The organism is Scytonema hankhaensis NUACC26, assembly GCF_045865695.1.
Classification (GTDB): domain Bacteria; phylum Cyanobacteriota; class Cyanobacteriia; order Cyanobacteriales; family Nostocaceae; genus Scytonema.
The window spans coordinates 34,382-48,497 of sequence record NZ_BAACAP010000221.1; the positions used below are offsets into that span (position 1 = coordinate 34,382).

At 42.7% G+C, this 14,116-nt stretch carries 11 protein-coding genes; 5 read left to right on the top strand and 6 right to left on the bottom strand.

What is annotated here, in order from left to right:
• Positions 1-63 precede the first annotated feature (63 nt).
• From ACKTT2_RS30710 to ACKTT2_RS30720, 3 genes are all read right to left on the bottom strand, one after another.
• Positions 64-438: a response regulator gene (locus tag ACKTT2_RS30710; protein ID WP_407893854.1), complete on the bottom strand. Its 375-nt coding sequence runs from the start codon at positions 436-438 to the stop codon at positions 64-66.
• The gene (locus ACKTT2_RS30715; RefSeq protein WP_407893856.1) at positions 410-3,598 is read right to left on the bottom strand and encodes a PAS domain S-box protein; all 3,189 of its coding nucleotides are present in this window, start codon (positions 3,596-3,598) and stop codon (positions 410-412) included. Before ACKTT2_RS30715 ends, ACKTT2_RS30710 begins: the two co-directional genes overlap by 29 nt.
• Positions 3,599-3,750: 152 nt before the next feature.
• A complete protein-coding gene (locus ACKTT2_RS30720) occupies positions 3,751-6,252 on the bottom strand; it encodes a response regulator (protein ID WP_407893858.1) in 2,502 nt (833 codons plus the stop codon).
• A 336-nt stretch (positions 6,253-6,588) separates the two neighbouring features.
• Here ACKTT2_RS30720 and rpsO point away from each other — a divergent pair, with 336 nt between their 5' ends.
• From rpsO to aroF, 3 genes are all read left to right on the top strand, one after another.
• Entirely contained in the window at positions 6,589-6,858 is a 270-nt protein-coding gene (rpsO, locus tag ACKTT2_RS30725) for a 30S ribosomal protein S15 (RefSeq protein WP_407893860.1), read from the top strand.
• Between the two features lie 12 nt (positions 6,859-6,870).
• Positions 6,871-7,335 carry a PAM68 family protein gene (locus ACKTT2_RS30730; RefSeq protein ID WP_407893862.1) on the top strand — a complete coding sequence of 155 codons (465 nt, stop codon included), beginning with the start codon at positions 6,871-6,873 and terminating at the stop codon, positions 7,333-7,335.
• 180 nt (positions 7,336-7,515) lie between these two features.
• Positions 7,516-8,586 carry a 3-deoxy-7-phosphoheptulonate synthase gene (gene aroF / locus ACKTT2_RS30735; RefSeq protein ID WP_407893864.1) on the top strand — a complete coding sequence of 357 codons (1,071 nt, stop codon included), beginning with the start codon at positions 7,516-7,518 and terminating at the stop codon, positions 8,584-8,586.
• A gap of 250 nt (positions 8,587-8,836) precedes the next feature.
• Here aroF and ACKTT2_RS30740 read toward each other — a convergent pair whose 3' ends face one another.
• The 3 genes from ACKTT2_RS30740 to ACKTT2_RS30750 form a co-directional block, all read right to left on the bottom strand.
• Positions 8,837-9,742, bottom strand: coding sequence for a hypothetical protein (locus ACKTT2_RS30740; RefSeq protein WP_407893866.1), 906 nt, complete (start codon positions 9,740-9,742; stop codon positions 8,837-8,839).
• Between the two features lie 71 nt (positions 9,743-9,813).
• On the bottom strand, positions 9,814-10,404 hold the full coding sequence (locus ACKTT2_RS30745) for a DUF1517 domain-containing protein (protein ID WP_407893868.1): 591 nt from the start codon (positions 10,402-10,404) through the stop codon (positions 9,814-9,816).
• 26 nt (positions 10,405-10,430) lie between these two features.
• Positions 10,431-11,996, bottom strand: coding sequence for a pentapeptide repeat-containing protein (locus tag ACKTT2_RS30750; protein ID WP_407893870.1), 1,566 nt, complete (start codon positions 11,994-11,996; stop codon positions 10,431-10,433).
• Positions 11,997-12,133: 137 nt separating this feature from the next.
• Here ACKTT2_RS30750 and ACKTT2_RS30755 point away from each other — a divergent pair, with 137 nt between their 5' ends.
• Positions 12,134-12,973, top strand: coding sequence for a prephenate/arogenate dehydrogenase (locus ACKTT2_RS30755; protein WP_407893872.1), 840 nt, complete (start codon positions 12,134-12,136; stop codon positions 12,971-12,973).
• A 233-nt stretch (positions 12,974-13,206) separates the two neighbouring features.
• Positions 13,207-14,031, top strand: coding sequence for an IS982 family transposase (locus ACKTT2_RS30760; protein ID WP_407893874.1), 825 nt, complete (start codon positions 13,207-13,209; stop codon positions 14,029-14,031).
• The last annotated feature ends 85 nt before the right edge of the window (positions 14,032-14,116 follow it).

Here is a 14,116-nt window from a genome sequence, read left to right on the forward strand (position 1 = left end):
TATTTAAGTTAGAGTCCAAAAATGAAGAACCTGTGGAGAGGGAAAAATTTTTTGCAACATCTATCACCAACCTAGAATGTCTGTCAGTTGGTCGTTTAACACCATCGGATTGAAGGGTTTGGCAATTAGCCCTTTAACACCAAGTTCTGCAAATCTCTGACGGTCGGATGACTGCACTTTAGCTGTCAGTAGAATTACGGGAATACCCTGAGTTTCAGGATTCGTCCTAAGTTTCTCAAAAGTTGCGATTCCGTCCATATCTGGCATCATTACGTCCAAAAGAATAGCATTTGGTTTTTCTACTTCAGCTAACTGTATCCCTTCCATACCCGATTCAGCTGTTAAAACTTCCCAACCACCTACTGCCTCTAAGGTAAGTTGTGCGACTTCTCTAATATCTTCTTCATCATCAATGATAAGAATTCGTTTGGCTGTCACTGCTATCTCCCTTAATCGTTGGAATAATTCGATTTAATAAACTCACTATATGTTCTTCAAATTCTTCTGGCGTGACACGTCCTTTAGTAAAAAAGAGAGTTTGTCCGAGTTTTAATCGTTCTCGGTCAAAGTTATTGAGGTCTTTAGCACAGTAAACAACTAAAGGAACCATGCACAAACGTCTGTGGTGCCGCAACCAATCTACCACAGCAAAGCCATCCACTTCTGGTAATGCTAAATCTAATACCAGTAAATCGGGAAGAATGCGTTGGCTCAAACGTAAAGCTTCTCGTCCTGTCCTAGCATAGTAAGTTTCAACTCCATGACGTTCAAATACGGCAATTAATACTTGTGCCAAATCTGTATCATCTTCTACTACCAATACTTTCAGACTCTGGCTTTTTTCTCCTGCAAGTGCTCGTTCCAAAGCTTGAAATAATAATTTTTCATCAGGAGGTTTTACAATCCAGTCCGTAACGTGTGAATGGGGGGTGGTTCTCGCATCTGGCATTAAACCGCTAAGAACAATTGCGGGAATATCTTTAGTCTGGGGTTGCTGCTTTAACACTCCTAAAGTTTCCCAACCGTGCATACCGGGCATCATGAGGTTCAGAAAGATCGCATCTGGCTGCTGTTTGATTGCTACCTCTATTGCTTCTTGTCCGGAAGCAGCACATATTGTTTGATAACCTCTTTGTTCTAACATAGTTTGCATGACAATCCGGACTGAGGGATCGTCATCACATACTAATATCAATGGGCTATCGCTGTTGTTTAGTGGAACAGATGGAATGATTGGCTCTTCCTCTCGGTACAAAGGTAATGAAATGTAAAAAGTACTGCCTTCTCCCACAGTACTTTCTGCCCAAATACGTCCATCATGACACTGTATAATACTCCGGCAAATGGCAAGACCTAAGCCAGTACCACCTTTTTTGCGTGAGTCAGAAGCATCTACCTGTTGAAACCGTCCAAAAATAGTTTCTATTTTATCAGCAGGTATCCCTCTTCCTCGATCGCGCATGGTGAAGAGAATTGAGGGAGTATGGACAGATTGTTCCCCACTCCCCTCTTCTTTGGCACTAAACGAAATGGTGCTACCTTGAGGTGAAAATTTAATAGCGTTGCTGAGTAAGTTAGTGAAAGTTTGTACAATTCGGTCGGGGTCTGCCCACAGCTTAGCTAAGATAGGAGACATAGCAAGCGTGACTCCTGCTTTGTCTGCCATAGACTGTATTTCTTCCACAGATTGCTGCATCAAGCCTGTCACATCACAGATTTGTTTGGTCATTGTGACTTTGCCAGATTCGATGCGTTCAATATCAAGAATATCGTTAATCAGTCGAATTAAACGGTCGGTGTTATTAACGGCAATGTCTAGCATCCGTTGAGCTTTTTCGGGTTGGGTACTCAGTACGCCACTAGCAATTAAACCTAAAGAACCGCGAATTGAAGTTAGCGGAGTTCTTAATTCGTGACTGACGACTGAGACAAATTCATCTTTGATCCGTTCAATTTCGCGACGGTGGCTGATATCTTTAACAAAGCAATAATATCCTTTATAGTTCTCGTGCCGATCCCAAGCTTTCACCATAACGACTTGCATATCAAACACCGAACCATCCTGACGCACTCCTCTGGCTTCAACTTCTGCTTTCCCATGTTCTAACATTCTTTGATATTTCATCATGACCTTTTCTTGGTCTTCTGGATGGATGGTTTGTTGCCATTCCGTACCCAGTATTTCCTGGGGTTGGTAGCCTACTATCTTGGCATAAGCTTGGTTGACGTAAATGTAACGTCTTTCGGGATTAAATTGGGAAATTCCTTCTACAGCGCTTTCTAAAGCAGTGCTGAGGTTGCGTAGTTCTGTTTCCGCTTGTTTGCGTGCAGTAATATCGAAAACTGTACTTCGCGTCATCAGGAAGTTACCTGCTGTATCTTTGATAGCGGTTGCACTTAAAAGCACGGGCAGAACTGTACCATCCTTGCGAACCATCTGAAATTCCAGATCGCGTATCCAGCCTTGCTGTTGAAAAAGTGGAAATGATTTTTGGAATGTTTCTAAGCTAGAGGTTGTTATAACATCAGTAAATTTTTTTTTCCCAATGATTTCGTCTCGCGTATATCCCAACCAACTCAATTCAGTATCGTTAATGCGAACGAATGTACCATATCTGTCGAGAGAGTGATAGCCGCAAGGTGAATTGTTGTATAAATCTTCAACTTCTTTTGTATATTCTTGCAATACCTGTTCTGCTTGTTGGCTTTCGACAATTTTATTCGCTAATTCATGATTTATCGCTTTCAATTGCTGTGTTTGCCTTTGCGATTGTTGGGTGAGATAGACTCCCCACGCAAATAACACAGCTACTAAGACGCCTCCACTCAGTACAACGTTGGGAAGGGGAGAACGTTCTGTAGCTACGAGCGCTGGTGTAGGTAAAACTTTTAGACGCCAAGTTATACCATTGAGATGAATTTCTGTATTGTGCTGCCATTTAGCAGGAATCTTGGTTACAAGATTTTCTTGGTTTGTATAAATTTTATCGTTACCGTCAAAAATAGCGATCGCATATTTTTGCTGCAAACTCTTACTTAAAATAGCATCCAACAAAATTTGGCTGCGAAAACTACCGATAATAAAACCATCAAAATTGTTTTTCGGAAACAGGGGAACAGATACCAAAAAACCCTTACCGCCTTGAGCAAGGTTGATAACACGAGTCATTGAGACTTTGCGGCTTTCCCTTGCTCTTGTTAAAGCAGTACGGCGGCGTTCCTCAAATGTTAAATTTAAGTTTTGTGCTGCCTCATTTCCTGTTAAAGGAATAATCCAACGGACATAATTTGATTCATCTACCCATGCAAGTGCTTGAAAACCGGGGTAATCTTGGTAATAGTTTAAAGCATCCGCTTCCCACTTTGGTTTGGTAGTTCCACTTTCTAATTCCCAACGCCTAGCCATGCGAATCAATCCTAATGCCCGTGCTTGGATCTCAGCTTTGATGTCGTGGCTAATACTTGCTGCTGCTAATTCAGCGTTCCTCTTTATATAAACGTCTTCTTGACGAACCAACTCCTGCCAAAATAATAAATTGAGAACTATAATGCCCGTACCTACAATTATCGGAATCCACAAGTTTTTGCCATTGGTCATCGTTATTTTCCTGTATAAATGAATACGTTATTTATCCTTATTATATGGCAGCAGCTTTAGCTGTGGAAACTAAAGCAATTCCTTGGCTTCCTTACTGCTAACAAGCATTATAGGTTTCACACTGGTTCGGCTGTTTGAAAAAAGAGACTATCCTATGCTCGGACGCCTTCAGTATCCCCACGTACTTCTACTTCGCAGACGCGAGTAAAAGCACGCTGGGATGCAAACGGGCGATCGCACCTTGATAATGCCGCTTGATAGAGTACTTGTAAATCAGTACCTTGTTGTGGATACTGGGCGACTCCTGCACTAAATGTTACCTGAAAACGGCTTCCATTGGTAGCCACAAAATTTTCTTGACTGATATTTTCCGCGACTTCCTCCAATCGCTGCCATCCATCTTTTTGTGTCATTCCGTACATTCCCACAACAAACTCTGCACCGCCCCAACGACAAACAACATCGCTTTGAAATACACGTCGCAAAACTCTTCCCAATCGCGATAACACTTCATCTCCAATAGCATGACCGTACTGTTGATTGATTTGTCCGAGATGGTCTACTCTAAGAACAGCAAAACAGAAAGGTTGATGGTGACGATTCGATAAGTTCAGTAATTCGTTGAGTTCGTGGGTTGATTGGCGGCGATTGGCAACTCCTGTTAAAGCATCCGTTTCTGCCATATTTCTTAAAAGACGCGATCGTTCCAACCGATTGAGGATGCGCGTTACTAGTTCGGGACCAATAATAGGTTTGCATACGTAATCATCTGCACCAACAGCAAACACGCGGCGCATGGTTTCCGCATCTGTATGAGATGTCAGAAATAACACTGGTAACCCACAATAGCGGGGATCGTTTCTCACCACCTGACACAGTTCGATTCCACTCATCTGAGGCATTTCTACATCCAGAACTAACAAGTCTGGGGCTATTGTTTCTAAAGTGTCCCAAAATTCTAAAGGGTTTTCCAAGGTAGAAACTTTTAATCCCCAAGGTTGTAATAAAGAATACATTGCATTCAAGATGAGCGGATCGTCATCTACAAACAAGACTTTTGCTGTAGCCTGACGATTGCGTTGGAGCAAATTTGCGATCGTCTCCAATACCATAGCTGATGCTACTGGTTTTTGTAAAAAACCCTGTCCGCCCAAGCGAGCTATCTTCACGCGATCGAGTAAACTATCCCGATCTGTTAGTACTAAAACTGGTATGGGAGGTGCAGAACAGTTTAATTCTGCTAGCAACTGTAAACCCTCTTCAGTCATCGTACCTGGTAAATTTAGTACTACCGCATCGGGGCGTCGTTTGGTTAAGTGCTTCTTAACAAGTCTTGGCTTGGAGACTAAAAACGTTTGTACATTCCAAGTATCAGCCGATCTGACCAATTCATCAGCCAGTGGTTCCTCCAATCCTACCAACATCACTAAAGGACGACTATCAACTGAGGACTCCTCATGTTGCTCTTTGGTCGTTGAAAGTTGTAACTCCCGCCGCAATGATACAACGAGTTCCGACAGGTGCAATTTTTGTTCCCCAAGCAGTCGTACCTCAACTTCTAGCAGTTCTTCAATTTGTCTGGCTATGCGCGATCCAAATTCAAAACCAAACATCCCTAAAGAACCAGCCAGCTTGTGAGCTTCAGAACGTGCTCGCAGGCGTAACTCCTCATCCAGACTATTCTGAAACAGGGCTGTAGTAGCTTGCTCGATCGCTGTAATGCGATCGCCTATCTTGTCTTTTGCTTTTTCCCAAGCACTTGCAATGATTTTTTGAGTTTGGTACTTCAGGTCTTGGGGAGTGGGGGATTGGCGATTGGGGATTGGCGATTGGGGATTGGCGATTGCGTCTTTTTCCCTATCCCCTATCCCCTGTCCCCTATCCCCCTTTTTCTCCTTGTCCCCAGTCGCTAGTTTCCAGTCCCCAGTCCCCTTTTTCTCCTTGTCCCCAGTCGCTAGTCCCCAGTCGCCAGTCCCCTTTTTCTCAGCTTTCAAGCGGTAGCCAATACCATACACTGTCTCGATGGGGTCAGTTGCTAAACCCGCCTTCTTGAGCTTCATTCGCATTCCCTTAAGATGGGTTCTCACTGTATCCTCTCCCGGTGGTTCTTCAAAAGACCACAGGTGGTCTATGATTGCACCACAGTTAAATATGCGATGGGGATTGCGAAGAAAAAGTTCGAGTAAGCTATACTCTTTCGGGGTTAAGTGGAGCGTTTTATTATTATATTTGACTTCACATATACTTGGGTCTAGCGTGAGATTTTCCCAATGTAATTCTGGAGGTAAAGCCGAACCCCCTCTTCGGATTGAAGCACGGATACGAGCCAACAGTTCTTGCAAATCGAAAGGCTTTGTGATATAATCATCTGCTCCTGCATCCAAGCCAGCGACTTTATGAGTGCTGCTATCTTGAGCGGTCAATAAAATGATAGGTGAGTGAATGCCATGCGATCGCACTCGCCGACAGAGGCTAATGCCATCCAACTTTGGCAAACCCACATCCAACACGATCGAGTCGTAAGCAAAAGCTTGTACAAACTCCCAACCTGCCTCACCGTCGGTAGCAATATCGACAGCATAATGTTGCTCCGATAGAGCTTGGACAAGGGGTTTGGCAATTAACTCATCATCTTCTACAACAAGAATTCTCATAGCGGTGTGCGGAGCCGCACTCTATAAAAATTGACTGCTAAAATGAATTTAACTCATACACCAACTTGCCACATATAACAACACAAGCATATCTTAAGTTGTGTTAAAGTTTTACGGGTGCTTTGTAAAACTCAACACTTCTTCAGCCGTTGTCAGTTAGTAATTCCAGACACCTGTGGGTAGTGTTCGAGAACCGTAACCAAGGTAATCGCGCTTACAACGAGGTTGGGAAAATAATTCTTTTCCAATCCCCAATCCCTAGTCCCCAATCCCTATTTTCAAGATAGCTGTGATATTATGGAAAACTGCTGCAAAAATATAAAACTAAGTTGAATTATGGCATTAACGCAACAGCGCAAACAAGAAATTATCTCTAACTATCAAGTTCACGAAACTGATACAGGCTCTGCTGATGTTCAAATCGCAATGTTGACAGAGCGCATCAACCGTCTGAGCGAACATCTCCAATCTAACAAGAAAGATCATTCATCTCGTCGGGGATTGTTAAAATTGATCGGTCAACGCAAGCGCCTTTTGGCTTACATTCAACAAGGTAGCCGGGAGCATTATCAAGCTCTCATCGGGCGTCTTGGTATTCGTGGATAGAGATAATTGCTTATGTCTGCTGAATCCGAACAAAATCGCTTGCCCTTTGAACCAAACAAAAAGCGACGCAAGCCTCCAAAAGAAAAAAGCGAACAGCCAGTAACTAAGCAACAAACAAAGGTAAAAGACGCGAAAAAGCCTCTTACCAAAGAAGAAATGGCAATCCCTCAAATAGTCAGCCAACGGATGATCCGCAGAGTGGCTGGCTTTTGTGGCGTTCCAACTGCTTTAGGAATCAGTACTCTCATTGCTAGCTATCTGCTACAAACTTATGCTGGCATTAAACTGCCTCCCATCGCCGTATTACTTGTTGATATGGGATTTTTTGGATTAGGGGTATTGGGGATCACTTACGGTGTTCTCTCAGCCTCTTGGGATGAAGAAAGAGTCGGCGGTTTAGTCGGTTTGAATGAGTTCACAACCAACTGGGGACGAATGGTAGCAGTTTGGCGCGAAACTCGGCAGAAAAATACTTGAAGGGATTGGGGACTAGCGATTGGGGATTGGAAAATAAATATTATCTCAGTACCTAGTCCCCAGTCCCCATGCCCCAGTCGCCATTTTCAAAACTTTTGCTAAAGGTTTATAGTAATTAGCTACTGACGGTATATCGTTATCTAAGAAGCATCTCATCACATCTAATCAGGAAAGATTGGCATGATTATAGTCATGAAGGTTGGTTCCCCAGAAGCGGAAGTAGATCGTCTGAGCCAGGAACTAGGCACATGGGGTCTGACACCAGAAAAAATTGTTGGTAAACACAAAGTCGTTATTGGTCTTGTCGGTGATACTGCTGACTTAGATCCATTACAAATTCAAGAAGTTAGCCCTTGGATCGAGCAAGTTTTGCGGGTTGAACAACCTTTCAAACGGGCTAGTCGTCAATTTCGACACGGTGAGGCTTCAGAGGTTGTAGTTAATACTCCTAACGGAACAGTCATCTTCGGCGAAAACCATCCTGTAGTTGTTGTGGCTGGTCCTTGTTCGGTAGAAAATGAAGAAATGATTGTAGAGACTGCACGCAGAGTCAGCGCTTCTGGTGCTCAGTTTTTACGTGGGGGCGCGTACAAACCACGAACTTCACCCTATGCTTTCCAAGGACACGGCGAGAGTGCTTTGGAATTATTGGCAAAAGCACGGGAAGTTTCAGGGCTGGGTATTATTACAGAAGTGATGGACGCAGCTGAATTGGATGTCGTTGCAGAAGTCGCGGACGTTGTTCAGGTAGGGGCAAGAAATATGCAAAACTTTTCCCTTCTGAAAAAAGTCGGCGCACAACCCAAACCAGTTCTTCTGAAGCGGGGAATGGCTGCGACTATTGAGGATTGGTTGATGGCAGCTGAGTACATCCTAGCAGCAGGCAATCCAAACGTGATTTTATGCGAACGAGGAATTCGGACTTTCGATCGCCAGTACACTCGCAATACTGTAGATTTATCTGCAGTGCCAGTTCTGCGAAATCTGACACATTTACCGATTATGATCGATCCCAGTCACGGGACTGGTTGGGCGTCATATGTACCATCAATGGCAATGGCATCGATCGCAGCTGGATGCGACTCTTTAATGATAGAAGTTCACCCAAACCCAGCCAAAGCTCTATCCGATGGACCTCAATCTCTGACACCAGAGCGTTTTGACCGTTTGATGCAAGAATTGGCAGTTGTTGGTAAAGCTTTTGGTCGCTGGTCTCAACCTACTGCGGTTCCAGTGACCAGTGTACAGTGACCAGTGACCAGGATATTCTCATCCTAGTTTACTCTCGTTCCCAGGCTCTGCCTGGGAATGCCTACGTTGGAAACTCTGCCTCCAGTTAAGAGTCGAGGCAAGCATAATTTTATTTTACATTGGTGGGCATTGCCCACCCTACTTTACTACTTTACTTTTTTCGAGGCGGAGCCTCTACCAATACATTCCCAGGCTCAGCCTGGGAACGATAAATGGGTTGATTCGTTGCCTACCCATTTTATTTGCTTATTTAGCGTCTTCTGCTACCAAAACCGGCACGTGGTCTAGAACGACTAGCACCGCCACTACCAAAACTGCTACCACTAGGGCTACGACGGTATGTGCTAGAACCAGAAGGTCTGAGAGTGCTACCGCCATAACCCGAACCAGTGGCACGATTACCAGGAACGGTACGTGGTGCAGTACGTGTTGTTGTACTACCACCGGGATAGGATCTTCTCAAAGTTCCTGTTGTGCGGAAAGCAGTTCTATTTCTCTCTACAGCAGGAGGTGCATTGTAGCGAGTGCGATAGCTTTGAACTGCATCAGTATAGCTTCTACCGTAACCACCGTACCCGTAGATAACACCACCAGGTTGGTAGACAGGAGGAACATAATACTGAGGTCTAAATAAAAGACTACCAATAGCCTGACCTGCTAGACTACCTGCAGCCGCCCCAGCAAAAGGAGCCCAAAAACTGTTTTCTTGACGAACAACCACTGTTTCTTGTTGACCAGTTTGAGGATTAGTCTTCGTCTCGGTGACATTATGAACGTATTCAATTTTGAAATCTTCTGTTAGGAAGAGTGCAGGCTGACCGTTTTCTACCTTCAAGTAGGTTTTTTGACCTTGCTTGATTTGGTCATCAGTCAACCTTGCCATTTGTAAATTTTCTGTCCTAAAGTTGGGGGGTGTAGCATTTAACAGAAATAACGTGTACTCCCCATCAGCATCATTGTACTGAGCTTGCTGTACTGGATACTGACCATCAGCCAATTTATTATTAGATGTATTAGATACTGTTCGACTACTTTGATTATTGCTTCCACCTGGTGTTGTGGCTTGGTTTCCACCACCACCGCAAGCAACGGTTGTCAAGCACAAACTCAAGGCTAAAAAAACAACGGTAAACTTACGCAAAACTGTCACGATCATAATGATAATTTTCCTGTTCTTAACTTAACAATTTCTCCATTATGTGGTAGGTGTGGACGACCGATCCAAAATTATAGAGGTATCAACTCTGGGTAATATTGTAAAAGTTGATCGCTTGTGAGTTCATCACCCAACCGGGCTGGCGAGAAATGTACCTGAATTGCCCGTAATTTATGTTTGTAATGCAAATTGATTAACGCTTTCAAGCCCTCTTTCAGCGCTTGTATGTTCGCTAGATCGGTTTCTAAGTCTGGAACTTCACCCTCATATGCTACCGTAATCATGACAACGACATTACTGGTAACGGGGAGAGATAAAGGTTGATTGTCCCTGTAATCATCACCATAATCCGGTTCGCTCAAATAACGTTGAGCTGAGTCAGTGAAGAGTTCATTGACATAATCTCCCGCCTCTCCTTCACTCCAAAATACATCGCCTTGATTTGCAGCTGAGTGCCAGTATTCGTCGTACTGTAAAAGGGTCTGGGAAACTTCTACCAATCCTTCTCCCAAGACTTCCATATCACCTTCAACATCTACCGCTTCCCTTGCAGCGCGATTGAGAATTCCCAAAATGGGTGCTACGTCAGAGCCGCCTAAATGTAACATAATGCGACAGACGACGTAACGAGTTCGACCCATCATTCTATTAAATGCTTGCATTGTTTTCTCCTATTATTGATAACTGGTCACTGGTCACTGGTCAAATGAAATCCCTTAAAAAAATCAACAATCATACTTAATGAAGGTGTGATGATTTGTGAGACTTCCATAGAATTATCATAAGCTATGTAATGAAGGTCATCTGCGCTATTAAGAAATCTTTTACCAAAGTATGGATGGTCGTATAAAAGTAAATTTTGAGCACTGGAATTCGTTAAAACTATCTGAGTGGGAGCTTGAAAAAACTTAAATTTTCCCGTAATTTCCAAAATTTTTTTCATTTTCTTTATAAGAGCAGCATTATCTATCGCTTGTTCTAAGAGCATATTAACTTTTTCAAGGGAGTGAAATCTTAAACCTAGTTGAGATGTGTCTTCATCAGAAATCATCTCTATAAGAGTATAGATATTTTTATGGGCGTTTGATGTATCTTTGAAGGGAAGAATAGCTATATAAGCTGTGGGTAATAAACTTTCGTCATTATCCACGTAGAAGGTGAAAATAGTTCGGCGACACCCTACTTCTATACTAGGGGGTTGTTTGAGTTCTGGGTATTGCTGAGCAATTTGGTAATAAGCACCAGCTATAGCAAAATTTGCTTCATGGTCTATAGTTTTATCTACAATAATTCGGATGGTTGGTGGGGTTTCATTAAAAAAGTCGCGGGAATCAAGAGAGGTAAAATTATGTATAATTGTACGATCTCCTGTCGGGCTGAGGTCTACCCATTCACAAATAATTCCTTCAGTTTTTAATCCGAATCTTGAAGTGGCGTATAATTTTGTCCCAGTTAAAACCGCCCCTGTAAGATCTGCACCAACCCACTCCACCTTGATTAATTTTGCATGAGTTAAATCGGTGTGAATGAGACTAGCATTGGTTAAATTGGCATAACTTAGATCTGCACCAGTTAAATTTGCTCCACTTAGTTTTGCCTCACTTAAATCTGCCCACCGGAGATTTGCCCTACTTAAATCTGCCCACCGGAGGTTTGCACCACTTAAATTTGCCCCACTGAGATCTGCTTGGATGAGAATTGCTTGTTTGAGTTCGGCATCGCGGAAATTTGCCCCACTGAGATCCGCACGAGTTAAGTCAGCCCCTTTTAAGTTTGCCAGTTCTAAATTTGCTCCTGTCAGGAAACTATCCTTAAAAGTTGCCTCACTTAAATGTGCCTCTCGCAGGACAGTATGTCTAAGTGCAGCTTCTCGCAAATCCGCACCTTTGAGGTTTGCTGTCATCAAGTCAGCATGACTGAGATTAGCACGAATTAATTCGCAGCGAATCATAGAAGCTCCTGTCAGTTGAGCATTGCTTAAATCGGCTCGAATCAAATTAGCGACATTGAGAGTAGCGCCTTTCAAGTTAGCATTTTTGAGATTAGCCCCCCTAAGCTTTGCAACGTTCAACTTGGCATAACTCAAGTTAGCTTCGCTTAAATTCGCACCACTCAGGTTAATCACACTCAAGTCAGCTTTGCTAAGATTAACACCATTGAGTTTCGCTCCACTTAAATTGGCTTCACAAAGGTCAACTCCATAAAAATCTCTTGTCCCTGATGTATATTTATCTAAAAATTCCTCTACATTCATTGAATTTACTCCTGAATTGCCAACTTCAAGAGTTGGTAGTATGCAAAAATTTGGTTATTGGGGATTGGGGACTGGGGACTGGGAATTAGTCATTGGTCACTGGTCACTGGTTACTGGTTACTGATTAGTTTACTTAGATGAATATTGGTATTTTAGGGCTTGGATTAATTGGTGGTTCTTTGGGTTTGGATTTGCGATCGCAGGGACATTATGTCTTGGGTGTGAGTCGCCAGGAATCCACCTGTCAGAGGGCAAAAACCCTTGGCGGTGTGGATGAGGCTTCCGTGGACGTGAGTTTGCTTTCAGCAGCAGAGGTAGTCTTTATTTGTACACCTCTAGGGCTTATTATTCCCACATTTGAGCAGCTAATTGCTCATTTACCTTCAAATGCAGTTGTAACTGACGTTGGTTCAGTAAAAACACCGGTAGTTGAAGCGATCGCACCTCGGTGGGAAAATTTTGTGGGCGGACATCCCATGACGGGTACGGCTGAAAGTGGTATAGAAGCGGCTTTGCGGAATTTGTTTTTAGATAAGCCTTATGTTCTAACACCATTGGATACAACTCCTCCAGATGCCATCTCAGTTGTGGAAAAATTAGTGCAGGAACTCGGAGCAAATCTCTATTCTTGTTCTCCAGAAGAACATGACCAAGCAGTCAGCTGGATTTCTCACTTACCCGTGATGGTCAGTTCCTCATTAATTGCTGCTTGTATGAGTGAAACAGATGCCAAAGTTTTACAATTAGCTCAAAAATTGGCTAGTTCCGGCTTTAAAGATACAAGTCGAGTGGGTGGAGGCAATTCAGAATTGGGGCTGATGATGGCAAAATATAATCGACAGCAATTGTTGCGATCGCTCTCACAATACCGTCAGAGTTTAGATGAATTAATTGCTGCGATCGAGCAAGAAAATTGGGATATTTTAGAACAAAAATTACAGGCAACAAGTAAGGCAAGACCTAAGTTTGTTGATTGAGCTAATTGCCTTCAGAAAGAATTCTGGGCTATACAAACCAAGTCCGCCTGCGCGGACTAAATGTGAATGCGTAGCCGATACTTCTTACTCTCGTGCTAAGTATTTTCTAATCTCGCGAAGCAAACTTGCACTTCCTTTACTAATAACCCAAGTTGCTAGTTACAGATTCAGGCGATCGCAACGGGGTCAAAAAAGCAATAAAATCCCCTCCAGAGTCAAAATAGGAGAGGTATATGCTAAACGAAATAATTACGATCTATGCTATCACTGATGACTTGCTCAAGGCGATTAGGCATGACGAGGACATTCGTCGTCAGATGAGTGATGCAGAAATTATTACAACGGCTTTGATTTCAGCAATATTTTTCAATGGTAATCATAGTAAAGCTTGCAGCTATATGCAAGACCATAACTTGATACCAAATATGTTAGAAAAGTCACGATTTAATCGGCGATTACATCATCTCTCAATGCTGATGAACGATTTATTTCACCAAATAGGAACAATACTAAAACAAAGTAGTGATTCTACGGAGTATCTTTTAGACTCCTTCCCTGTACCAATATGCGATAATATCCGGCTCTTCAATGTTAAATTAATCAAGTCAGAAGAATATAGGGGTTACATTGCATCGAAAAAACGTTATTTCTATGGGGTAAGAGTCCAATTATTAACCACAAAAAGTGGAATTCCGGTGGAATTCGTATTCTTGCCTGGTAGCGCTTCCGATGTACGTGCATTAAATGCTTTGCCGTTAAATCTACTACCAGAAAGCGAAGTATATTGTGATTCAGCATACACTGATTATACTGCTGAGGATGACTTGTCTGAATCATGCCAAATCTTCTTGAAAGTAATGCGGAAAAAAAACTCCAAGCGTCAGGATGAACCGTGGAATAAGTATATTAAGCAGTGTACTAGACACTACATTGAAACGGTATTCAGTAGTATTACTTGTGTTTTTCCCAAATCAATCCATGCAGTCACTTATGAAGGATTTTTACTTAAGATAGAAGCATTTATTTTTGCTTTTACTTTAAAACAGGCATTTATATAGACAGCTATTTTTGAGACTCATACTGATTCAGTATATCTTGTTTTGATTAAGTCTAGCCTGTGGTTGTGCTACGTGCAACCGCGAG

Excerpts from the sequence above, each read along its gene's own strand:
- ACKTT2_RS30750 (WP_407893870.1), bottom strand. The coding sequence starts at position 11,996 with ATGAATGTAGAGGAATTTTTAGATAAATATACATCAGGGACAAGAGAT.
- ACKTT2_RS30720 (WP_407893858.1), bottom strand. The coding sequence starts at position 6,252 with ATGAGAATTCTTGTTGTAGAAGATGATGAGTTAATTGCCAAACCCCTT.
- ACKTT2_RS30740 (WP_407893866.1), bottom strand. The coding sequence starts at position 9,742 with ATGATCGTGACAGTTTTGCGTAAGTTTACCGTTGTTTTTTTAGCCTTG.
- ACKTT2_RS30760 (WP_407893874.1), top strand. The coding sequence starts at position 13,207 with ATGCTAAACGAAATAATTACGATCTATGCTATCACTGATGACTTGCTC.
- ACKTT2_RS30745 (WP_407893868.1), bottom strand. The coding sequence starts at position 10,404 with ATGCAAGCATTTAATAGAATGATGGGTCGAACTCGTTACGTCGTCTGT.
- ACKTT2_RS30715 (WP_407893856.1), bottom strand. The coding sequence starts at position 3,598 with ATGACCAATGGCAAAAACTTGTGGATTCCGATAATTGTAGGTACGGGC.
- aroF (WP_407893864.1), top strand. The coding sequence starts at position 7,516 with ATGATTATAGTCATGAAGGTTGGTTCCCCAGAAGCGGAAGTAGATCGT.
- ACKTT2_RS30730 (WP_407893862.1), top strand. The coding sequence starts at position 6,871 with ATGTCTGCTGAATCCGAACAAAATCGCTTGCCCTTTGAACCAAACAAA.
- ACKTT2_RS30755 (WP_407893872.1), top strand. The coding sequence starts at position 12,134 with ATGAATATTGGTATTTTAGGGCTTGGATTAATTGGTGGTTCTTTGGGT.
- rpsO (WP_407893860.1), top strand. The coding sequence starts at position 6,589 with ATGGCATTAACGCAACAGCGCAAACAAGAAATTATCTCTAACTATCAA.